This is a genomic window from Citrobacter freundii complex sp. CFNIH9, assembly GCF_002903305.1.
Taxonomy (GTDB): Bacteria; Pseudomonadota; Gammaproteobacteria; order Enterobacterales; family Enterobacteriaceae; genus Citrobacter; species Citrobacter portucalensis.
Map to the genome: position 1 here is coordinate 361291 of NZ_CP026238.1, position 19548 is coordinate 380838.

Genomic DNA, 19548 nt, shown 5'->3' on the forward strand with positions numbered 1-19548 from the left:
CCCTGTGATCTCTTCCCGGCGTATTCATTGTGATGTCACATTTTGTGCGTAATCTATACACATTACGACATGGAACTTGTGGATAAAATCACTGTCTGATAAAAGATTGAATGATATTCTCGTTGCTCATAAGCTCTGGCATGGTTGTTGCTACTGGTTTTTGTTAATTAGTTTTTAGCCAATGCGCCAGATGAAAAGATTGAGAGGATTTGAATGACCAAAGAAATGCAAAATTTAGCTTTAGCCCCTGTTGGTAACCTGGAATCTTACATCCGGGCTGCAAACGCGTGGCCGATGTTGTCGGCTGACGAGGAGCGGGCACTGGCTGAAAAGCTGCATTACCAGGGCGATCTGGAAGCAGCTAAAACGCTGATCCTGTCTCACCTGCGCTTTGTTGTTCATGTTGCTCGTAATTATGCGGGCTATGGCCTGCCGCAGGCGGATCTGATTCAGGAAGGTAATATCGGCCTGATGAAAGCTGTGCGCCGTTTCAACCCGGAAGTGGGTGTGCGCCTGGTTTCCTTCGCCGTGCATTGGATCAAAGCTGAGATCCACGAATACGTTCTGCGTAACTGGCGTATCGTTAAAGTTGCGACCACCAAAGCACAGCGTAAGCTGTTCTTTAACCTGCGTAAAACCAAACAGCGTCTGGGCTGGTTTAACCAGGACGAAGTTGAAATGGTTGCTCGCGAGCTGGGTGTTTCCAGCAAAGACGTGCGCGAAATGGAATCCCGTATGGCGGCGCAGGACATGACGTTTGACATGTCTTCAGACGACGAGTCTGACAGCCAGCCGATGGCCCCGGTGCTGTATCTGCAGGATAAATCTTCTAACTTTGCCGACGGCATTGAAGAAGATAACTGGGAAGATCAGGCCGCGAACAAACTGACCCACGCAATGGAAGGTCTGGATGAGCGTAGCCAGGACATCATTCGTGCCCGTTGGCTGGACGAAGACAACAAGTCGACGTTGCAGGAACTGGCCGATCGCTACGGCGTTTCCGCTGAACGTGTTCGTCAGCTTGAAAAGAACGCCATGAAAAAACTGCGCGCGGCGATCGAAGCGTAATCTTCGCGCATTGCCAATGAACCCTCGAATGTGAATTCGGGGGTTTTGTTTTTTGTAGGCCGGATAAGGCGTTTACGCTGCCATCCGGCAACACCTTTGCCCGATGGCGCTTTGCTTATCGGGCCTACGACCTTTCCTCCCCTCCCCAGATACGAATTTGTTATCTGGATGTAAATTTAGCTATTCCAAAATAATAAAAATCGGGTATGTTTTAGCAGAGTATGCTGCTAAAGCACGGGTGGCTATCCAATAATCGAAATAAAGTGCTGAACAACAACATCACAACACACGTAATAACCACAATAATGGGGATTGTCAGGATGAATATGAAGGGTAAAGCGTTATTGGCAGGATGTATCGCCCTGTCTTTGAGCAATATGGCGTTTGCTAAGGATATTAAAGTTGCCGTCGTCGGCGCGATGTCCGGTCCGGTAGCGCAGTATGGCGATCAGGAATTTACTGGCGCAGAGCAGGCGATTGCAGATATCAACGCCAAAGGCGGCGTGGAAGGCGACAAACTGGTCATGGTGAAATATGACGATGCCTGTGACCCGAAACAAGCGGTAGCGGTAGCTAACAAAGTGGTCAACGACGGGATTAAATATGTTATCGGCCACCTGTGCTCGTCTTCCACTCAGCCTGCGTCAGATATCTATGAAGACGAAGGCATTCTGATGATCACCCCAGCGGCAACGGCGCCTGAGCTGACCGCGCGCGGCTATAACCTGGTGATGCGTACCACCGGTCTGGATTCCGATCAGGGACCAACCGCTGCCAAATATATCGTTGAAAAAGTGAAGCCGAAGCGCATTGCGATCGTTCACGACAAACAACAGTACGGCGAAGGCCTGGCGCGTTCCGTGCAGGACAACCTCAAGAAAGCCAACGCTGACGTGGTGTTCTTCGACGGGATCACCGCTGGCGAGAAAGATTTCTCTACGCTGGTGGCGCGTCTGAAGAAAGAGAATATCGATTTCGTTTACTACGGTGGTTACCACCCGGAAATGGGGCAGATCCTGCGTCAGTCTCGTGCCGCAGGTCTGAAAACCCAGTTTATGGGACCAGAAGGGGTAGCGAACGTGTCGCTGTCTAACATCGCGGGTGAGTCTGCAGAAGGCTTACTGGTAACGAAACCGAAGAACTACGATCAGGTTCCGGCGAACAAACCGATTGTGGACGCGATCAAAGCCAAGAAACAGGATCCGAGCGGTGCATTCGTATGGACCACTTACGCCGCGCTGCAATCCTTGCAGGCAGGTCTGAACCAGTCTGACGACCCGGCTGAAATTGCCAAATACCTGAAAGCAAACTCAGTGGAAACCGTAATGGGGCCGCTGTCATGGGATGCGAAGGGCGATCTGAAAGGCTTCGAATTCGGCGTGTTTGACTGGCATGCAAACGGGACGGCGACCGACGCCAAATAATTTTCCTGGCGCCTTTCGCGCTGCAGATGCGTTGGCTACGTTATTCAACCCCGGTCACTTACTTATGTAAGCTCCCGGGGACTTCATAACTTGCCGCCTTCCTGCAACGTGAAATTCTTGGAAAATTGCGAGATGGTTTTTTATTTTTTGCTCCCAGCATGTAGGCCGGATAAGCGTCAGCGCCATCCGGCTTTTTTATCTTTTTTCCCAGCCATTCTCCTGGGCTGTAAACCCTAACGCCTGCATAAACGCGGCCATCACGCTGCGGTCTTCAACGCCGACGTCGGCCATCCACCATGAACTCACGTCAGGGTTTTCCCGGATGACTTCTTCGATCAAATACTGCCCGACGCCGCGACGGCGGGTGATATCGCGTACGCGCAATGAATCTAATGCACCTTGCGTGCCGCTCAGGGTTACGCGAACTGCGCCTAACAGACGCTCGTTAAAGCGTGCGGCGTAGATCCGGTGCGTTTCATCTACGCTTAACGATGAGGCGGAATATTCCGGCCAGATTTTGCCCAGATCAATCTGGTCCTGGTCGCTAAAGTTATCTAAACGAACGATGGTCAGCTTCATTAACAGCATGTCCAAATCACAAAAGATGGAATGAGTGTACCGAAATAATTCGCCCGGATGCTTTCTCTTTTTTATGTGAATAACCAGATTAATAATTTTGTAACAACGGTAATGACAGTTTGAAACCGTAGAGATTGAAAAACAGGCAGAATAATACCCTGGAATGCAGCATTTTATTCGGCTCTTTGTACCGTTATTTTATGCTGACAAACGTGCTTTTTTTTGTTTATCTATAGTGAAAAGCAGAATATTATCTTTTCTTAATCGACTGAAAAATAGAGATTTTAGCCTGATTTTGCTTAAAAAACTGCGCTAAACCATTAATGAGACTGGTAAAAATAGTGTAGTTCAAAAAAAGCACAGACTGCTTTTTAACCACATAAATACAAAATATTAATTACGTCACGAATGGGGATTCAGGTAATGAAACGGAATGCGAAAACAATCATCGCAGGGGTGATAGCACTGGCAATGTCACACGCGGTCATGGCGGAAGATATCAAGGTCGCTGTTGTCGGCGCGATGTCAGGTCCGGTCGCGCAGTGGGGCGATATGGAATTTAATGGCGCACGTCAGGCCATTAAAGATATCAATGCCAAAGGCGGGGTCAAAGGCGACAAACTGGTCGCTGTGGAATATGACGATGCCTGCGATCCGAAACAGGCCGTTGCGGTAGCGAACAAAATCGTCAATGACGGCATTCAGTACGTTATTGGACATCTGTGCTCATCTTCCACGCAGCCCGCATCAGATATCTATGAAGATGAAGGCATTCTGATGATTTCTCCGGGTGCCACAAACCCGGAACTGACCCAGCGCGGTTACGCTCACATTATGCGTACAGCGGGCCTGGACTCCTCTCAGGGGCCGACCGCCGCGAAATACATTCTGGAGAAGGTGAAGCCACAGCGTATCGCCATCATTCACGATAAACAGCAATACGGTGAAGGTCTGGCGCGTTCGGTGCAGGACAGCCTGAAAGCGGGCAAAGCCAACATCGTTTTCTTTGACGGTATCACCGCCGGGGAAAAAGATTTTTCTGCGCTGATCGCCCGCCTGAAAAAAGAAAATATCGACTTTGTTTATTACGGCGGCTACTACCCGGAAATGGGGCAAATGCTGCGCCAGGCGCGTTCCGTCGGGCTGAAAACCCAGTTTATGGGACCTGAGGGCGTCGGCAATGCGTCGCTGTCTAACATCGCCGGTGATGCTGCTGAAGGCATGCTGGTAACCATGCCAAAACGCTATGACCAGGATCCGGCGAATAAGGCTATCGTCGATGCGCTCAAAGCTGACAAGAAAGATCCAACCGGACCATACGTGTGGATCACTTATGCAGCCGTCCAGTCATTGGCGACAGCAATGGATCGCAGCGGTAGTAAAGAGCCGCTGGACCTGGTGAAAGATCTGAAAGCACACGGGGCTGATACCGTGATTGGGCCGCTGAAATGGGACGAAAAAGGCGATTTGAAGGGATTTGAGTTTGGTGTCTTTCAGTGGCATGCAGACGGTTCTTCGGCCGTTGCGAAGTAATACCTGAAGACGAGTTATCCCACCGCCCGTGCAAAACGGGCGGGTTTAAAAAGGTTACCTTATGTCCGAGCAGTTCCTCTATTTCTTGCAGCAGATGTTTAACGGCGTCACGCTGGGAAGCACCTACGCGCTGATCGCCATCGGTTACACGATGGTGTACGGCATTATCGGCATGATCAACTTCGCCCACGGCGAGGTGTATATGATCGGCAGCTATGTCTCCTTTATGATCATCGCAGCGCTAATGATGATGGGCATCGATTCCAGCTGGCTACTGGTCGCGGCGGGCTTCGTCGGCGCGATTGTCATTGCCAGCGCCTACGGCTGGAGCATTGAACGCGTGGCGTATCGGCCCGTGCGCAGCTCCAAGCGCCTGATCGCGCTGATTTCCGCTATCGGGATGTCCATCTTCCTGCAAAACTACGTCAGCCTGACGGAAGGTTCGCGCGACGTGGCGCTGCCCAGCCTGTTTAATGGCCAGTGGACTGTAGGCAGTAGCGATAACTTCTCTGCTTCCATCACCACCATGCAGTTGGTTATCTGGATCGTAACCTTCCTGGCAATGCTGGCGCTGACGCTGTTTATCCGTTACTCCCGTATGGGCCGCGCCTGCCGTGCCTGTGCCGAAGACCTGAAGATGGCCAGCCTGCTCGGCATTAACACCGATCGCGTGATTGCGTTGACCTTTGTGATTGGTGCGGCAATGGCGGCGGTAGCGGGCGTGCTGCTCGGTCAGTTCTATGGCGTAATTAACCCATACATCGGCTTTATGGCCGGGATGAAGGCCTTTACCGCGGCGGTACTGGGCGGCATCGGCAGCATTCCAGGGGCGATGATCGGCGGCCTGATTCTGGGCGTTGCGGAAGCGCTCTCCTCTGCTTATCTGAGTACTGAATACAAAGACGTTGTTTCATTCGCGCTGCTGATTCTGGTGCTGCTGGTGATGCCGACCGGTATTCTGGGTCGCCCGGAGGTAGAGAAAGTATGAAACCGATGCATTTTGCAATGGCGCTGCTCTCTGCCGCTATGTTCTTCGTCCTGGCGGGCGTTTTTATGGGCGTTCAGTTAGAGCTGGACGGTACCAAGCTGGTGGTCGATACCGCCGCGGATATCCGCTGGCAGTGGGTGTTTATCGGCACTGGCGTGGTCTTTCTTTTCCAACTGCTGCGTCCAGCCTTCCAGAAAGGCCTGAAGAGCGTCTCCGGACCGAAATTTATTCTGCCGGCGATTGACGGCTCCACCGTTAAACAGAAGCTGTTCCTGGTGGCGCTGCTGGTGATTGCCGTGGCGTGGCCGTTTATGGTGTCACGCGGTACGGTGGATATCGCCACGCTGACGATGATTTATATCATCCTCGGCCTCGGCTTAAACGTGGTGGTAGGGCTTTCGGGCCTGCTGGTGCTGGGCTACGGCGGCTTCTATGCCATCGGCGCTTACACCTTCGCGCTGCTGAACCACTATTACGGACTCGGCTTCTGGACCTGTCTGCCGCTGGCGGGACTGGTTTCCGCTGCTGCGGGCTTCCTGCTTGGCTTCCCGGTACTGCGCCTGCGCGGTGATTATCTGGCGATTGTGACCTTAGGCTTCGGCGAAATCGTCCGCATCCTGCTGCTCAACAACACCGAAGTAACCGGCGGTCCAAACGGTATTAGCCAGATCCCGAAACCGACCTTTTTCGGTCTGGAGTTCAGCCGTACCGCCCGTGAAGGCGGCTGGGATACCTTCAGCAACTTCTTTAACGTCAAGTACGATCCGTCTGACCGCGTCATTTTCCTCTATCTGGTGGCGCTGCTGCTGGTGGTCTTCTCGCTGTTTGTTATCAACCGTTTGCTGCGTATGCCGCTGGGTCGTGCGTGGGAAGCGCTGCGTGAAGATGAAATTGCCTGTCGTTCTCTGGGCTTAAACCCTACGCGCATCAAGCTGACAGCCTTTACCATCAGCGCCGCGTTTGCCGGTTTTGCCGGTACGCTGTTTGCCGCGCGCCAGGGCTTCGTCAGCCCGGAATCCTTCACCTTTGCCGAGTCGGCCTTTGTGCTGGCGATTGTGGTACTGGGCGGAATGGGCTCACAGTTTGCGGTGATCCTCGCAGCTATCCTGCTGGTGGTGTCACGCGAGCTGATGCGTGATTTCAACGAATACAGCATGTTAATGCTGGGTGGTTTAATGGTACTGATGATGATCTGGCGTCCGCAGGGCTTGTTGCCGATGACCCGTCCACAGTTGAAGCTGAAAAACGGGGAAGCAAAAGGAGAGCAGGCATGAGTCAGCCATTATTATCCGTTAACGGCCTGATGATGCGCTTCGGCGGTCTGCTGGCGGTAAACAACGTTGAACTGGAACTGCGACCGCAGGAGATTGTCTCGTTAATCGGCCCGAACGGTGCGGGGAAAACCACGGTCTTTAACTGTCTGACCGGTTTTTATAAGCCGACCGGCGGGACGATTAAGCTGCGTGACCAGCACCTGGAAGGGCTGCCGGGTCAGCAAATCGCGCGTATGGGCGTGGTACGTACTTTCCAGCACGTGCGTCTGTTTCGCGAAATGACGGTGATTGAAAACCTGCTGGTGGCGCAACATCAGCAACTGAAAACTGGTGTTTTCTCCGGCCTGTTGAAAACCCCGTCGTTCCGTCGCGCGCAGAGTGAAGCGTTGGATCGCGCCGCTACCTGGCTGGATCGTATTGGCTTGCTGGAGCATGCCAACCGTCAGGCCAGTAACCTGGCCTATGGCGATCAGCGCCGTCTGGAAATTGCCCGCTGCATGGTGACCCAGCCGGAAATCCTGATGCTCGACGAACCCGCTGCTGGACTCAACCCGAAAGAGACCAAAGAGCTGGACGAGCTGATTGCTGAACTGCGTAACCATCACAACACCACCATTTTGTTGATTGAGCACGACATGAAGCTGGTGATGGGGATTTCCGACCGTATTTACGTGGTGAACCAGGGCACGCCGCTGGCGAATGGGACGCCGGAACAGATTCGTAATAACCCGGATGTTATCCGCGCCTATTTAGGTGAAGCATAATGGGGGCGAGGATTAATATGGATAAGGCGATGTTATCGTTCGACAAAGTCAACGCCCACTACGGCAAGATACAGGCGCTGCACGACGTCAGCTTGTATATCAACCAGGGTGAAATCGTTACTCTGATTGGTGCTAACGGCGCGGGGAAAACCACGCTGCTCGGCACATTGTGTGGCGACCCGCGAGCGACCAGTGGGCGAATCGTCTTTGATGGTAAAGACATTACCGACTGGCAGACGTCGAAAATCATGCGCGAAGCGGTAGCGATTGTGCCGGAAGGGCGTCGCGTGTTTTCCCGCATGACGGTGGAAGAGAACCTGGCGATGGGTGGCTTCTTTGCCGAAAAGGACCAGTTTCAGGAACGCATCAAATGGGTGTATGACCTGTTTCCCCGTCTGCATGAGCGTCGTATTCAGCGTGCGGGAACGATGTCCGGCGGTGAACAGCAGATGCTGGCGATAGGCCGTGCACTGATGAGCCAGCCGAGGCTGCTGCTGCTTGATGAACCGTCGCTGGGTCTGGCGCCGATTATCATCCAGCAGATTTTTAACACCATCGAACAGCTGCGCGAACAGGGGATGACCATCTTCCTCGTCGAACAGAACGCTAACCAGGCGCTGAAGCTCGCCGATCGCGGCTACGTGCTGGAAAACGGTCATGTGGTGCTGGAAGACACCGGTGATGCGTTACTGGCTAACGAAGCGGTGCGTAGCGCGTATCTGGGCGGTTAATCATTCTCTGAATAGACAAGGGGCCCGCTGTGGCCCCTTTTTATTGCTCTATGTTATTATTGAGAATAGTTATCAATAATAAAAATGAACATGGAGAAAGGATGATTCGTTCAGGTACCTGCATGATGATTGGCAGTTTGTTTTTGACGCTTTCACTAACCACCCAGGCCTCAACACCGCCAGCGTTTGACCCGCGCGATCCCGCTATCTGGGAAGAGAAACCGGACAACCCGTTAGCGCAATCCGACTCGCCCTGCGAAGTGTTTACCAGCTCGGTATGCCCAGGCTGGGATGATGATAAATCGGATATCCAACGTGAACGTGAGCGGCGAGAGCAGCAGCGTTTACAGAATGAATATGAGCGACGCTGGCGTCGGGATTAATCTTCCTTGCTGGAGCAGCCGATCACGCCATCCAGGCCGGAGAAGGTATAGCGATATCCGGCTTTGTTGTGCACCACCCCGCATTTTCCTGTCACTACGCTTTCACCGCCTTGCCATCTGTTTGTCGCCTTACTATCTTTTTTTTGTAATAAAAAAGTTATTTTTCTGTCATTCGAGCATGTCATGTTACCCCCGCGAGCATAAAACGCGTGATATCGCGCATCCGGCACAACAAGAGAGATAACCGATGATATCGTTACGACATACAGCTTTAGGACTGGCACTTAGCCTGGCATTTGCAGGTCAGGCACTGGCGGTCACCACTATCCCGTTCTGGCACTCAATGGAAGGCGAACTGGGTAAAGAAGTTGATTCACTGGCGCAACGTTTTAATGCAGCCAATCCCGACTACAAAATTGTTCCGCAGTACAAAGGCAACTACGAGCAGAGCCTGAGTGCAGGAATTGCTGCTTTCCGTACCGGAAACGCGCCTGCGCTGCTGCAGGTTTATGAAGTGGGTACGGCAACCATGATGGCCTCAAAAGCCATTAAACCGGTCTATGAAGTATTCAAAGAGGCTGGCATTAACTTCGATGAGTCTCAGTTCGTACCGACCGTTTCCGGTTACTACACCGACTCTAAAAGCGGACACTTGCTCTCCCAGCCGTTTAACAGCTCCACTCCGGTGCTGTACTACAACAAAGATGCCTTCAAAAAAGCGGGTTTAGACCCGGAACAGCCGCCGAAAACCTGGCAGGATCTGGCGGAATATACCGCGAAGCTGAAAGCCGCAGGTATGAAGTGCGGTTACGCCAGCGGCTGGCAGGGATGGATTCAGATTGAAAACTTCAGCGCCTGGAACGGTCTGCCGGTAGCAACCAAAAACAATGGCTTTGACGGTACCGACGCGGTGCTGGAGTTCAATAAACCGGAACAGGTGAAACACATCGCTCTGCTGGAAGAGCTGAACAAAAAAGGTGATTTCAGCTACTTCGGGCGTAAGGACGAATCCACCGAGAAGTTCTACAACGGGGATTGTGCCATTACCACCGCCTCTTCCGGTTCTCTGGCTGACATCCGTCACTACGCTAAATTCAACTATGGCGTCGGGATGATGCCGTACGATGCTGATGTGAAGGGCGCGCCGCAGAATGCGATTATCGGTGGGGCCAGCCTGTGGGTGATGCAGGGTAAAGACAAAGCAACCTACGAAGGCGTGGCGCAGTTCCTCAACTTCCTGGCGAAGCCTGAAATTGCTGCGGAATGGCACCAGAAGACCGGCTATCTGCCGATCACCACCGCTGCCTACGACCTGACCCGTGAGCAGGGCTTCTATGAGAAGAACCCTGGGGCTGATATCGCCACCCGCCAGATGCTGAACAAGCCGCCGTTGCCGTTCACCAAAGGACTGCGTCTGGGCAATATGCCGCAGATCCGCACTATTGTGGATGAAGAGCTGGAAAGCGTCTGGACCGGGAAGAAAACCCCGCAGCAGGCACTGGATGCCGCCGTTGAGCGTGGCAATCAGTTACTGCGCCGCTTTGAGCAATCGACCAAGTCTTAAGTGTATAAGTGCCTGATGGCGCTGCGCTTATCAGGCCTACAAGTCCGTAGTTTGTAGGCCGGATAAGGTGCTTGCACCGCCATCCGGCACCTTCCAGGAAAAGAACCTACATGTCTTCATCCCGTCCGGTATTCCGCTCGCGTTGGCTTCCCTATTTATTGGTGGCTCCGCAGCTGGTTATCACCGTTATTTTCTTTATCTGGCCCGCCGGTGAAGCGTTGTGGTACTCGCTACAATCCGTTGATCCGTTTGGTCTTTCCAGCCAGTTTGTCGGACTGGAAAACTTTGTCGCGCTGTTTCATGACCCGTACTACCTCGACTCATTCTGGACCACCATTAAGTTCAGTACGTTAGTCACGGTAAGTGGTCTGCTGGTGTCGTTATTTTTTGCGGCGCTGGTGAATTACGTGGTGCGCGGCAGCCGTTTTTACCAGACGCTGATGTTGTTGCCTTATGCCGTTGCGCCCGCCGTCGCCGCCGTATTGTGGATCTTCCTGTTTAACCCAGGACGTGGGCTGATTACCCATTTTCTCGGTGAGTTTGGCTATGACTGGAACCATGCGCAAAACAGCGGTCAGGCGATGTTCCTGGTGGTGTTTGCATCGGTCTGGAAGCAGATTAGTTACAACTTCCTGTTCTTCTTTGCCGCACTGCAGTCTATCCCGCGATCGCTGATCGAAGCTGCTGCGATTGATGGCGCAGGGCCGGTTCGCCGCTTCTTTAAGCTGGCGCTGCCGCTGATAGCCCCGGTCAGCTTCTTTCTGCTGGTGGTGAATCTGGTTTATGCCTTCTTTGATACCTTCCCGGTTATTGATGCCGCCACGGCGGGTGGGCCGGTGCAGGCGACGACCACGCTGATTTATAAGATCTACCGTGAAGGGTTTGTCGGGTTGGATCTGGCTTCTTCCGCCGCACAATCGGTGGTGCTGATGTTCCTGGTCATTATTTTGACGGTGGTGCAGTTCCGCTATGTGGAAAGTAAGGTGCGTTACCAATGATTGAGAACCGTCGTGGGCTGACAATATTCAGCCATGCCATGTTGATTATGGGGATCATGGTGATCCTGTTTCCGCTGTACGTCGCGTTTGTCGCGGCGACGCTGGACAACAAAGCGGTGTTTGAAACGCCGATGACGCTGGTTCCCGGCACGCAGTTGCTGGAGAACATGAAATACATCTGGGTCAACGGTGTGGGCGTCAACAGCGCGCCGTTCTGGTTGATGATGCTTAACAGCTTCATCATGGCGTTCAGTATTACGGTAGGGAAAATCACCGTCTCCATGCTCTCCGCATTCGCCATCGTCTGGTTCCGTTTTCCGCTGCGCAACCTGTTCTTCTGGATGATTTTTATCACCCTGATGCTGCCGGTTGAGGTGCGAATCTTCCCCACCGTGGAGGTTATCGCCAACCTGAAAATGCTCGACAGCTATGCGGGTCTGACGCTGCCGTTGATGGCATCGGCTACTGCGACCTTCCTGTTCCGACAGTTCTTTATGACCCTGCCGGATGAGCTGGTTGAGGCCGCGCGAATTGACGGTGCGTCACCGATGCGTTTTTTCCGCGATATCGTACTACCACTGTCAAAAACCAATCTGGCGGCGCTGTTCGTTATCACCTTTATCTACGGCTGGAACCAGTATTTGTGGCCGTTGTTAATTATTACCGACGTCAATTTGGGCACTGCGGTGGCGGGTATCAAAGGCATGATCGCCACCGGTGAAGGCACCACGCAGTGGAACCAGGTAATGGCTGCCATGCTGCTGACGCTCATCCCTCCGGTAATCATCGTGTTAGCCATGCAGCGTGCCTTCGTACGCGGTCTGGTCGATAGTGAGAAATAAAAATGGCTGGTTTAAAACTACAGGCAGTAACCAAAAGCTGGGACGGCAAAACCCAGGTGATTAAACCGCTGACGCTGGACGTCGCGGACGGGGAATTTATCGTGATGGTTGGCCCATCCGGCTGCGGAAAGTCTACGCTGCTGCGGATGGTGGCCGGGCTGGAGCGGGTGAGCGGTGGCGATATCTGGATTGATAATAAACGCGTCACCGAGATGGAGCCGAAGGATCGCGGCATTGCGATGGTCTTTCAAAACTACGCGCTCTACCCGCATATGAGCGTGGAAGAAAACATGGCCTGGGGGCTGAAAATCCGCGGGATGGGCAAGGAGCACATTGCTGAACGGGTAAATGAGGCGGCGCGTATTCTCGAGCTGGGTGAGCTGCTCAAACGTCGTCCGCGCGAACTTTCTGGCGGTCAGCGCCAGCGCGTAGCGATGGGGCGAGCGATTGTGCGTGACCCAGCGGTATTCCTGTTCGATGAGCCGCTTTCTAACCTCGATGCCAAGCTGCGCGTGCAGATGCGTCTGGAGTTACAACATCTGCATCGCCGCCTGAAAACCACTTCGCTATACGTGACGCACGACCAGGTTGAAGCGATGACCCTCGCCCAACGGGTGATGGTGATGAACAAAGGCATTGCCGAGCAGATAGGTACACCGGTTGAGGTGTATGAAAAGCCTGCCAGCCGCTTTGTGGCGAGTTTTATCGGCAGCCCGGCGATGAACCTGCTGGACGGGTGCATCAGTACCTCGGGCACCCATTTTGAACTGGAGGGCGGCATGACGCTACCCATCGGCAGAAGCGCGAGAGAGTCTATTGGGCGTAAAATGACGTTGGGTATCCGCCCAGAGCATATTGCGCTAAGCTCGCAGGCCGAAGGCGGCGTGCCGTTGGTTGTTGATACACTGGAAATGCTGGGCGCAGATAACCTGGCACACGGACGCTGGGGCGAGCAAAAGCTGGTGGTGCGACTGGCGCATCAGCATCGCCCAACGGCAGGCAGCACGCTGTGGCTGCATCTGCCGGAAAATCATCTGCATCTTTTTGATGGCGAAACAGGACAACGCGTATGAGTAACTGGCCTTACCCCCATATTGTCGCCCATCGTGGCGGCGGTAAGCTGGCCCCGGAAAACACCCTGGCGGCGATCGACGTGGGGGCGCGATACGGGCATACCATGATCGAGTTTGACGCTAAATTGTCGAAAGACGGTGAGATCTTCTTACTGCATGATGACAACCTGGAGCGAACCAGCAACGGCTGGGGCGTGGCAGGCGAGCTGAACTGGCAGGATTTATTGCGCGTGGACGCCGGCGGCTGGTTTAGCGGTGAGTTTAAAGGTGAACCGCTGCCGCTGCTCTCGCAAGTGGCCGAGCGCTGCCGTCAGCACGGTATGATGGCGAATATTGAAATTAAACCCACAACCGGCACCGGAACGTTAACCGGCAAAGTCGTGGCGCTGGCCGCGCGGGAGCTGTGGGCGGGAATGACGCCGCCACTATTGTCATCCTTTGAAATTGATGCACTTGAAGCGGCGCAGCTGGCGGTACCTGAACTGCCGAGAGGCTTGCTGCTTGATGAATGGCGCGAGGACTGGCGCGAGCTGACCACGCGGCTTGGCTGCGTCTCTATTCATCTTAATCACAAACTGCTGGATGAAGCGCGTGTGGATGCGCTGCGCGATGCGGGGCTACGTATTCTGGTATATACCGTCAACCGACCCCAGCGCGCGGCGGAACTGCTGCGCTGGGGCGTGGACTGCATCTGTACCGATGCCATTGATACGATTGGTCCGGATTTCCAACCTTTTTAAGGCCCAATCGTTTTTAACGGAACGTTAGGCTGCGGCGTGCTGGAGGGCTTCAGCATGTCGCCGTTCTTTTTCTCTGACAGCATATGTTGCTTATTCAGAGAGCTGTCCGGGTTACGGGTTCCACTCAACATCCCACCGTTGCTGTTGGGCAGCATTTGCTGCTGGCTGGGATTCAACTCGCCTGGCTGAGACTGAAGGACCCGCTGGGAGTTGGTGTTAATTTGGTTTTCCAGATGCTGTTGCTGCATACGCGTCTGCGTTTGCAACTGTTGGTTGAGCATCCCTTTCTGCTGAATTTGCTGCGTTTGCATTTGGGTTTGCATACGCTGCTGACTCGGGATCTGATAACCGGGTTGGTTCGGGTTATTCATGGTGTTGATGGGCTGTGCAAAGCCTGCAAACGGCAACAGCATGGCTAAAAGTAAGAGTCGTTTCATCGCTTTTCTCCTCTCGGGGATCTCTTAAGTTTACTCCTTTCTCGCCGTTACGATGATTATTTCAGAGTTATGCACCAGGCTTAGTGGGGGCCGACCCCCATACATCTGGAGAATAACGATGATAAAACCGACGTTTTTACGCCGGGTAGCCATTGCTGCTCTGCTCTCAGGAAGTTGTTTTAGCGTTGCTGCCGCGCCGGCTGCGCCACCGTCGGTATCTTACGGAGTCGAGGAAGATGTGTTCCATCCCGTACGTGCTAAGCATGGGATGGTGGCCTCTGTGGATGCTTTAGCTACCCAGGTTGGTGTGGACATTCTTAAACAGGGCGGGAATGCCGTCGATGCCGCCGTGGCGGTTGGCTATGCGCTGGCGGTGACGCATCCCCAGGCGGGCAATCTGGGCGGCGGTGGTTTTATGCTGCTGCGTACCAAAGACGGTAACACCACAGCGATCGATTTTCGTGAAATGGCGCCTGCTGGCGCGACCCGTGACATGTTCCTCGATGAGCAGGGCAACGCCGATGCGAAAAAGTCGCTGACGTCGCATCTGGCATCCGGTACGCCGGGTACCGTGGCGGGTTTCTCGCTGGCGCTGGAGAAATACGGCACGATGCCGCTGAACAAAGTGGTGCGCCCGGCGATGAAGCTGGCGGAAGAGGGCTTTGTGGTTAATGACGCGCTGGCCGACGATCTGAAAACCTATGGCAGCGAGGTGCTCCCTAATCACGAGAACAGCAAAGCCATTTTCTGGAAGGACGGCGAGCCGCTGCAAAAGGGCGATAAGCTGGTGCAAAAGAATCTGGCGAAAAGTCTGGAAATGATTGCCGAGAATGGTCCGGATGCGTTTTATAAAGGGGCGATTGCCGATCAGATAGCCGGGGAAATGCAGAAGAACGGCGGGCTGATGACCAAAGAGGATTTAGCCAGCTATAAAGCCGTGGAGCGCACGCCGATCGGCGGTGACTATCGCGGGTATCAGGTCTTCTCCATGCCGCCGCCGTCCTCGGGCGGTATTCATATCGTGCAGATCCTCAATATTCTCGAAAACTTCGATATGAAGAAGTACGGATTTGGCAGCGCCGATGCTATGCAGGTTATGGCTGAAGCGGAGAAATATGCTTACGCCGATCGTTCAGAATATCTGGGCGACCCGGATTTTGTGAAAGTGCCGTGGCAAGCGCTGACCAACAAAGCCTATGCTAAAACGCTTGCCGATCAGATTGATATCAACAAGGCTAAGCCCTCCAGCCAGATCAAACCTGGCAAGCTCGCCCCGTATGAAAGCAACCAGACTACGCACTTCTCGGTCGTGGATAAAGACGGCAATGCCGTGGCGGTAACGTATACCCTGAATACCACCTTCGGGACCGGCATCGTGGCGGGTAACACCGGTATTCTGCTGAATAATGAAATGGACGACTTCTCCGCTAAGCCGGGCGTGCCGAACGTTTATGGACTGGTGGGCGGTGATGCCAACGCGGTTGGACCGAAGAAGCGTCCGCTGTCGTCGATGTCGCCGACTATCGTGGTAAAAGACGGGAAAACCTGGCTGGTTACCGGCAGCCCAGGTGGAAGCCGAATCATCACTACCGTACTGCAAATGGTGGTCAACAGCATTGATTTTGGGATGAACGTCGCCGAAGCGACCAACGCACCGCGCTTCCATCATCAATGGTTGCCGGATGAACTGCGCATCGAGAAGGGCTTCAGCCCGGATACAATCAAGCTGCTGGAGCAAAAAGGACAGAAAGTAGCGCTGAAAGAGGCGATTGGCAGCACGCAGAGCATTATGGTTGGACCGGATGGCGCACTGTATGGTGCTTCTGACCCGCGTTGCGTGGATGACTTAACGGCGGGGTACTAAGCATAACAGCCCTCTTCGGTGGGAGAGGGCTTGACAAATATTTTTTACTATAGTGAATGGTCTTGGTGATACCGGTCAATTTCGATTAGCAACTTATGGCCTTGGGCGGATACGCGATAATAATCCATTCCTGAGGGGGTTCTTGCTACTATATCGACTAAACCCGCTTTGGATAGGTTATTTATGAGCCTAACTACGTTACCAACTCCATCCATTCTCCTACTGGTCATTGCGCGATCAAGATTATACCAGGTCCAATTTACGTCATCTCTGGAAGCTAATAATTTCAATATGTTAAGTTCAGTATCGTTTACCATGATGGTGCATCCGGGTGATAAAGGTCATTACCAGTTATTCTATAATCTTCGAGTGTTGATGTATGCGTGTTATTCCATAGATCATAAGCCTCTTGGTTATCGCTTGGCCTGCCAGTTTCCCAACCTAAATTGCAATAACGTTGATACTCTCGACATTCATGAGTGTAGTAGTTTAAATCCACTTGTTCTGGTAACAATTCACCGTTCGCTATCTTTTTTAAACGGCTTACCATAAATTCATTACCAGGATCTGGATCGAAGCGAGATATGTGTTTTTCTACAATTGCAATTCCTTCATGGGTAATATTTACGCCTTCAGTTGTAAGATGTTCAACAGGGCCTCCCGCTTTATCTGGATCAAATGGCCTTGATGTATAAGTTCCTTTCGCTCCAAACTGCTCCAGTTCTTCTAATTCAGGAAATTTCATCCTTCCCATAGTTAAGCCTGCAGCTACTGAAGCACCAAGAATCAGCAATCCTTTGTTATCCATAACCTGCTCGTAACCCGCAGGAGCATCGCCACCCAGCTTTTTCGCCGTTTCCCTGAAACCGTCGATATTGCCGTTGTAGATCCCTCCGGCAGCAAGCAATCTGCCAACCCCTTTGCTGTTTAACGTTTTGAGGCCGTTGTCTGCGGGGGTTTTTGGTCGGGGGATAAACAGGCGGTTGTAGTTTTCGGGCAACGCCAGGTAGCTGAACTCAGTGTTGGCAATAAGATGTTTGCAGAGGATATATTCATAGTTGATGGTTATTGTTTCTGTGTCTAAATTATTCTCGATGAATTGGTGTTGAATGGCTGATAGAAATGCTCCCCGCAGTTGAATATAATAATATTTTTCCCATCTACCGAACCTATTGATGCGGTAGAAATAAAATTCCATATACAACTGCTCGTTGTTGTTAATAGCATTTACAAACAATGGGGTGCTTTTATCTATCAGTTTGCAAAATTGCAGTCCGTGAAAATGTGAACCTCTACCAGTACTGGTTATACTATTAGACAGCGAAAAAGTAAAAATTTCGTCTTCGTGCCCTATTTGCCAGCGGTTACCCACGGATGCAATGGTTCCGCATCCGTCAGAAATAGCACCCTGCTGCTGCCCTGAAACCATCAGATAGACGATATCACTCATGACATCCATATCCTTTTATTACTTACTGTCATAAAAACGATAAATTGATTTTTGTTTTTATTACGCTTTCTGATGGCGTTCGTATATAGCAGAAATAAAACGTTTCACTTTAAATGAATTTTCTTGAGGGGAATCTGAATATAAATAGCTAAGGGCGTAATTTTTATTTATTTTATAATGGAGGATTATTGATGGAGTTTTCATTGATGTTTATTAACCCATATCAACAGCCTACAGCGTTCTGAACGATGTAGGCCTGACCGGTAGGTTATGGCGCATATCGCTGCAGTGATTCGGACCAGCGGAATATTTGGCTGCTTTTACCCTGTAGGCTAACGCGCTCTAAGTCATAAAATCCGTGCGTCTTTGCCGAGCGCATTTTGAGAATGTACTTACTTTCGCTGATGTCGTGCTGCCTTGTGCCGTCTTTATTCCAGTCTCCAGCAATGTCCGAATAGTAATAAACAAGGTCAGAAAACACGTTGATTATCTTGCTGTCTTTGATGGTGTAGAGTTCCAGCACTTCATAAAATGCGCCGCCGCCGGAATACGCATCAGAGTATCCACCCCGCACCCCGAATGCCAGGGTATCGGGTGCTATCCGGTACGGTGCCAGATCCAGCTTTGTATAATAAGCCAGCGGTCTGACGGACTCATCATCGCTCTCTTTTTCAGCGGCTTTATTCCACTCTGAGAGCTGGTTTAACGGTTTTTCCGAGCGTGCAATCGGCGTTAGCTGTGGATTCTGCCAGGAAAAAACGCCGAGATATAATTTATTAGCGCGCCCGTTGCTGTAGTTTTCCGGGCAGGTGTTATCCGCGTATTTTTTTGCTTGCTCGGCGTCAGCCTTATTATCGGCAAAACAAGCAATGCCAATATATTTACCGTCTTTTCCCCAAGATTTAGCACCGGTCAGGATCAGGTTGTCAGGATCTTCATTCGGTGCAACCCAGGCAATCCACTGCTTTTCAGATAAGCCCTGAGGAAGCTCACCAAATCCTTTCGCAGGGGTTGCTCCTGCCATTTGCTCAGCAAAAATCTGTTTACCTTCAGGATGTTGGATGGCACTGGCTACGGAATCGAGATTTTGTACGGTAGTGGCAAAAGCAGGGGAGAGCGAGGCCAGCAAAACCAGGGGAAGAAACTTTTTCACTATTGCGTCCTTTCAATAAGCAGGGCGATAAGGCTCGCCCTTAAATTTATTTCACGCGCGCCATAAAGTAGGCATCAACATACTCACCGTTGCGCAGGCCGTATTTCTTACCGGTGCCTTCGATTTCAAAGCCGTACTTCTTATAGACTGCTACAGCAGGCTCATTATCAACAAATACCGTCAGCTCAATGCGCTCGACGCGCAGCCAGTTGTCGCACATGTCGATCATCGTACGAATCAGCGCGCTGGCAACGCCACGATTGTGCCACCTGCCATCCACACAGATACCAAAATCGGCCACGTGGCTGCGGCGCGGGCGCTGCGCGACCTCAATACAGAGATGCCCCACGACGATATCGTCAATGCAGGCAACCAGCTGTTTGACACCGGCTTGCTCGGTTAGCCGCGCTTGCCACATTTCGAGAGAAGGATGAGGAACCTGTAGCGTGTTGTGGTACACCTCCGGCTGGGCGTGGATCTGACGAATTGCTTCGTAATCTTTCGGTTCAGCGTGGCGTATCACTATCTCACTCATTCCTTATCTCCTGCAGGGTTAATTGTGCATTTACACTCGCTGAGAAAGAAAAATCCGTCAACTGCATTTTTTTGCAAAAAGAAGTAGACAAGTGCGAATGAGAATGATTATTATTGCTCTGCGTTCAGGGGAACCCCTACGGAGAACC

Annotated in this window: 19 protein-coding genes and 1 pseudogene; 14 read left to right on the forward strand and 6 right to left on the reverse strand. The window is 52.3% G+C overall.

Annotation, left to right across the window (positions count from 1 at the left end; all coding sequences use genetic code 11):
- Nucleotides 1-213: 213 nt before the first annotated feature.
- Both rpoH and C2U43_RS01800 read left to right on the forward strand, forming a co-directional pair.
- Nucleotides 214-1068 carry an RNA polymerase sigma factor RpoH gene (gene rpoH / locus C2U43_RS01795; protein ID WP_003023425.1) on the forward strand — a complete coding sequence of 285 codons (855 nt, stop codon included), beginning with the start codon at nt 214-216 and terminating at the stop codon, nt 1066-1068.
- A 320-nt stretch (nt 1069-1388) separates the two neighbouring features.
- Nucleotides 1389-2492 carry a branched-chain amino acid ABC transporter substrate-binding protein gene (locus tag C2U43_RS01800; protein ID WP_158654517.1) on the forward strand — a complete coding sequence of 368 codons (1104 nt, stop codon included), beginning with the start codon at nt 1389-1391 and terminating at the stop codon, nt 2490-2492.
- 83 nt (nt 2493-2575) lie between these two features.
- On the opposite strand, the pseudogene C2U43_RS30165 reads toward C2U43_RS01800, so the two are convergent.
- Together C2U43_RS30165 and panM are read right to left on the reverse strand one after the other, a co-directional pair.
- Nucleotides 2576-2703, reverse strand: a pseudogene (locus C2U43_RS30165) (hypothetical protein).
- Entirely contained in the window at nt 2688-3071 is a 384-nt protein-coding gene (gene panM, locus C2U43_RS01805; RefSeq protein ID WP_003827573.1) for an aspartate 1-decarboxylase autocleavage activator PanM, read from the reverse strand. Before panM ends, C2U43_RS30165 begins: the two are co-directional and overlap by 16 nt.
- 423 nt (nt 3072-3494) lie before the next feature.
- Here panM and livK point away from each other — a divergent pair, with 423 nt between their 5' ends.
- From livK to ugpQ, 11 genes are all read left to right on the forward strand, one after another.
- Nucleotides 3495-4604 (forward strand): high-affinity branched-chain amino acid ABC transporter substrate-binding protein LivK, encoded by a 1110-nt coding sequence (gene livK / locus C2U43_RS01810; protein ID WP_103284620.1) that lies wholly within the window; start codon nt 3495-3497, stop codon nt 4602-4604.
- A 61-nt stretch (nt 4605-4665) separates the two neighbouring features.
- Nucleotides 4666-5592 carry a high-affinity branched-chain amino acid ABC transporter permease LivH gene (livH, locus tag C2U43_RS01815; RefSeq protein WP_003827575.1) on the forward strand — a complete coding sequence of 309 codons (927 nt, stop codon included), beginning with the start codon at nt 4666-4668 and terminating at the stop codon, nt 5590-5592.
- Nucleotides 5589-6866 (forward strand): branched chain amino acid ABC transporter permease LivM, encoded by a 1278-nt coding sequence (gene livM, locus C2U43_RS01820; protein ID WP_048215381.1) that lies wholly within the window; start codon nt 5589-5591, stop codon nt 6864-6866. The genes livH and livM overlap by 4 nt, the downstream gene beginning before the upstream one ends.
- Entirely contained in the window at nt 6863-7630 is a 768-nt protein-coding gene (gene livG, locus C2U43_RS01825) for a high-affinity branched-chain amino acid ABC transporter ATP-binding protein LivG (RefSeq protein ID WP_103284621.1), read from the forward strand. Before livM ends, livG begins: the two co-directional genes overlap by 4 nt.
- Nucleotides 7631-7647: 17 nt before the next feature.
- Nucleotides 7648-8361 carry a high-affinity branched-chain amino acid ABC transporter ATP-binding protein LivF gene (gene livF / locus C2U43_RS01830; protein ID WP_103284622.1) on the forward strand — a complete coding sequence of 238 codons (714 nt, stop codon included), beginning with the start codon at nt 7648-7650 and terminating at the stop codon, nt 8359-8361.
- Between the two features lie 101 nt (nt 8362-8462).
- Complete coding sequence (locus C2U43_RS01835; protein ID WP_003827582.1) at nt 8463-8744, forward strand: hypothetical protein; 282 nt, start codon at nt 8463-8465, stop codon at nt 8742-8744.
- 247 nt (nt 8745-8991) lie between these two features.
- A complete protein-coding gene (gene ugpB, locus C2U43_RS01840; protein WP_003827583.1) occupies nt 8992-10308 on the forward strand; it encodes a sn-glycerol-3-phosphate ABC transporter substrate-binding protein UgpB in 1317 nt (438 codons plus the stop codon).
- 110 nt (nt 10309-10418) lie between these two features.
- Complete coding sequence (gene ugpA / locus C2U43_RS01845; RefSeq protein ID WP_003837841.1) at nt 10419-11306, forward strand: sn-glycerol-3-phosphate ABC transporter permease UgpA; 888 nt, start codon at nt 10419-10421, stop codon at nt 11304-11306.
- On the forward strand, nt 11303-12148 hold the full coding sequence (gene ugpE / locus C2U43_RS01850) for a sn-glycerol-3-phosphate ABC transporter permease UgpE (protein WP_003023450.1): 846 nt from the start codon (nt 11303-11305) through the stop codon (nt 12146-12148). The genes ugpA and ugpE overlap by 4 nt, the downstream gene beginning before the upstream one ends.
- A gap of 2 nt (nt 12149-12150) precedes the next feature.
- Complete coding sequence (locus C2U43_RS01855) at nt 12151-13221, forward strand: sn-glycerol-3-phosphate import ATP-binding protein UgpC (RefSeq protein WP_008786359.1); 1071 nt, start codon at nt 12151-12153, stop codon at nt 13219-13221.
- The gene (ugpQ, locus tag C2U43_RS01860; RefSeq protein ID WP_057067171.1) at nt 13218-13961 is read left to right on the forward strand and encodes a glycerophosphodiester phosphodiesterase; all 744 of its coding nucleotides are present in this window, start codon (nt 13218-13220) and stop codon (nt 13959-13961) included. Before C2U43_RS01855 ends, ugpQ begins: the two co-directional genes overlap by 4 nt.
- On the opposite strand, the gene C2U43_RS01865 is transcribed toward ugpQ, so the two are convergent.
- On the reverse strand, nt 13958-14398 hold the full coding sequence (locus C2U43_RS01865) for a DUF2756 family protein (protein WP_048215386.1): 441 nt from the start codon (nt 14396-14398) through the stop codon (nt 13958-13960). The genes ugpQ and C2U43_RS01865 overlap by 4 nt on opposite strands.
- 118 nt (nt 14399-14516) lie before the next feature.
- Between C2U43_RS01865 and ggt the strand changes: the two genes are divergently transcribed.
- The gene (ggt, locus tag C2U43_RS01870; protein ID WP_199771088.1) at nt 14517-16262 is read left to right on the forward strand and encodes a gamma-glutamyltransferase; all 1746 of its coding nucleotides are present in this window, start codon (nt 14517-14519) and stop codon (nt 16260-16262) included.
- Nucleotides 16263-16572: 310 nt separating this feature from the next.
- Here the strand turns inward: ggt and tssD are convergent, their stop codons facing one another.
- From tssD to yhhY, 3 genes are all read right to left on the reverse strand, one after another.
- Nucleotides 16573-17712, reverse strand: a complete 1140-nt coding sequence (gene tssD / locus C2U43_RS01880; RefSeq protein WP_048236955.1) for an Hcp family type VI secretion system effector — start codon at nt 17710-17712, stop codon at nt 16573-16575.
- Nucleotides 17713-17980: 268 nt separating this feature from the next.
- Nucleotides 17981-18865 carry a hypothetical protein gene (locus C2U43_RS01885; RefSeq protein WP_103284623.1) on the reverse strand — a complete coding sequence of 295 codons (885 nt, stop codon included), beginning with the start codon at nt 18863-18865 and terminating at the stop codon, nt 17981-17983.
- A gap of 46 nt (nt 18866-18911) precedes the next feature.
- Nucleotides 18912-19400, reverse strand: a complete 489-nt coding sequence (yhhY, locus tag C2U43_RS01890; RefSeq protein WP_103284624.1) for an N-acetyltransferase — start codon at nt 19398-19400, stop codon at nt 18912-18914.
- Between the last annotated feature and the right edge of the window lie 148 nt (nt 19401-19548).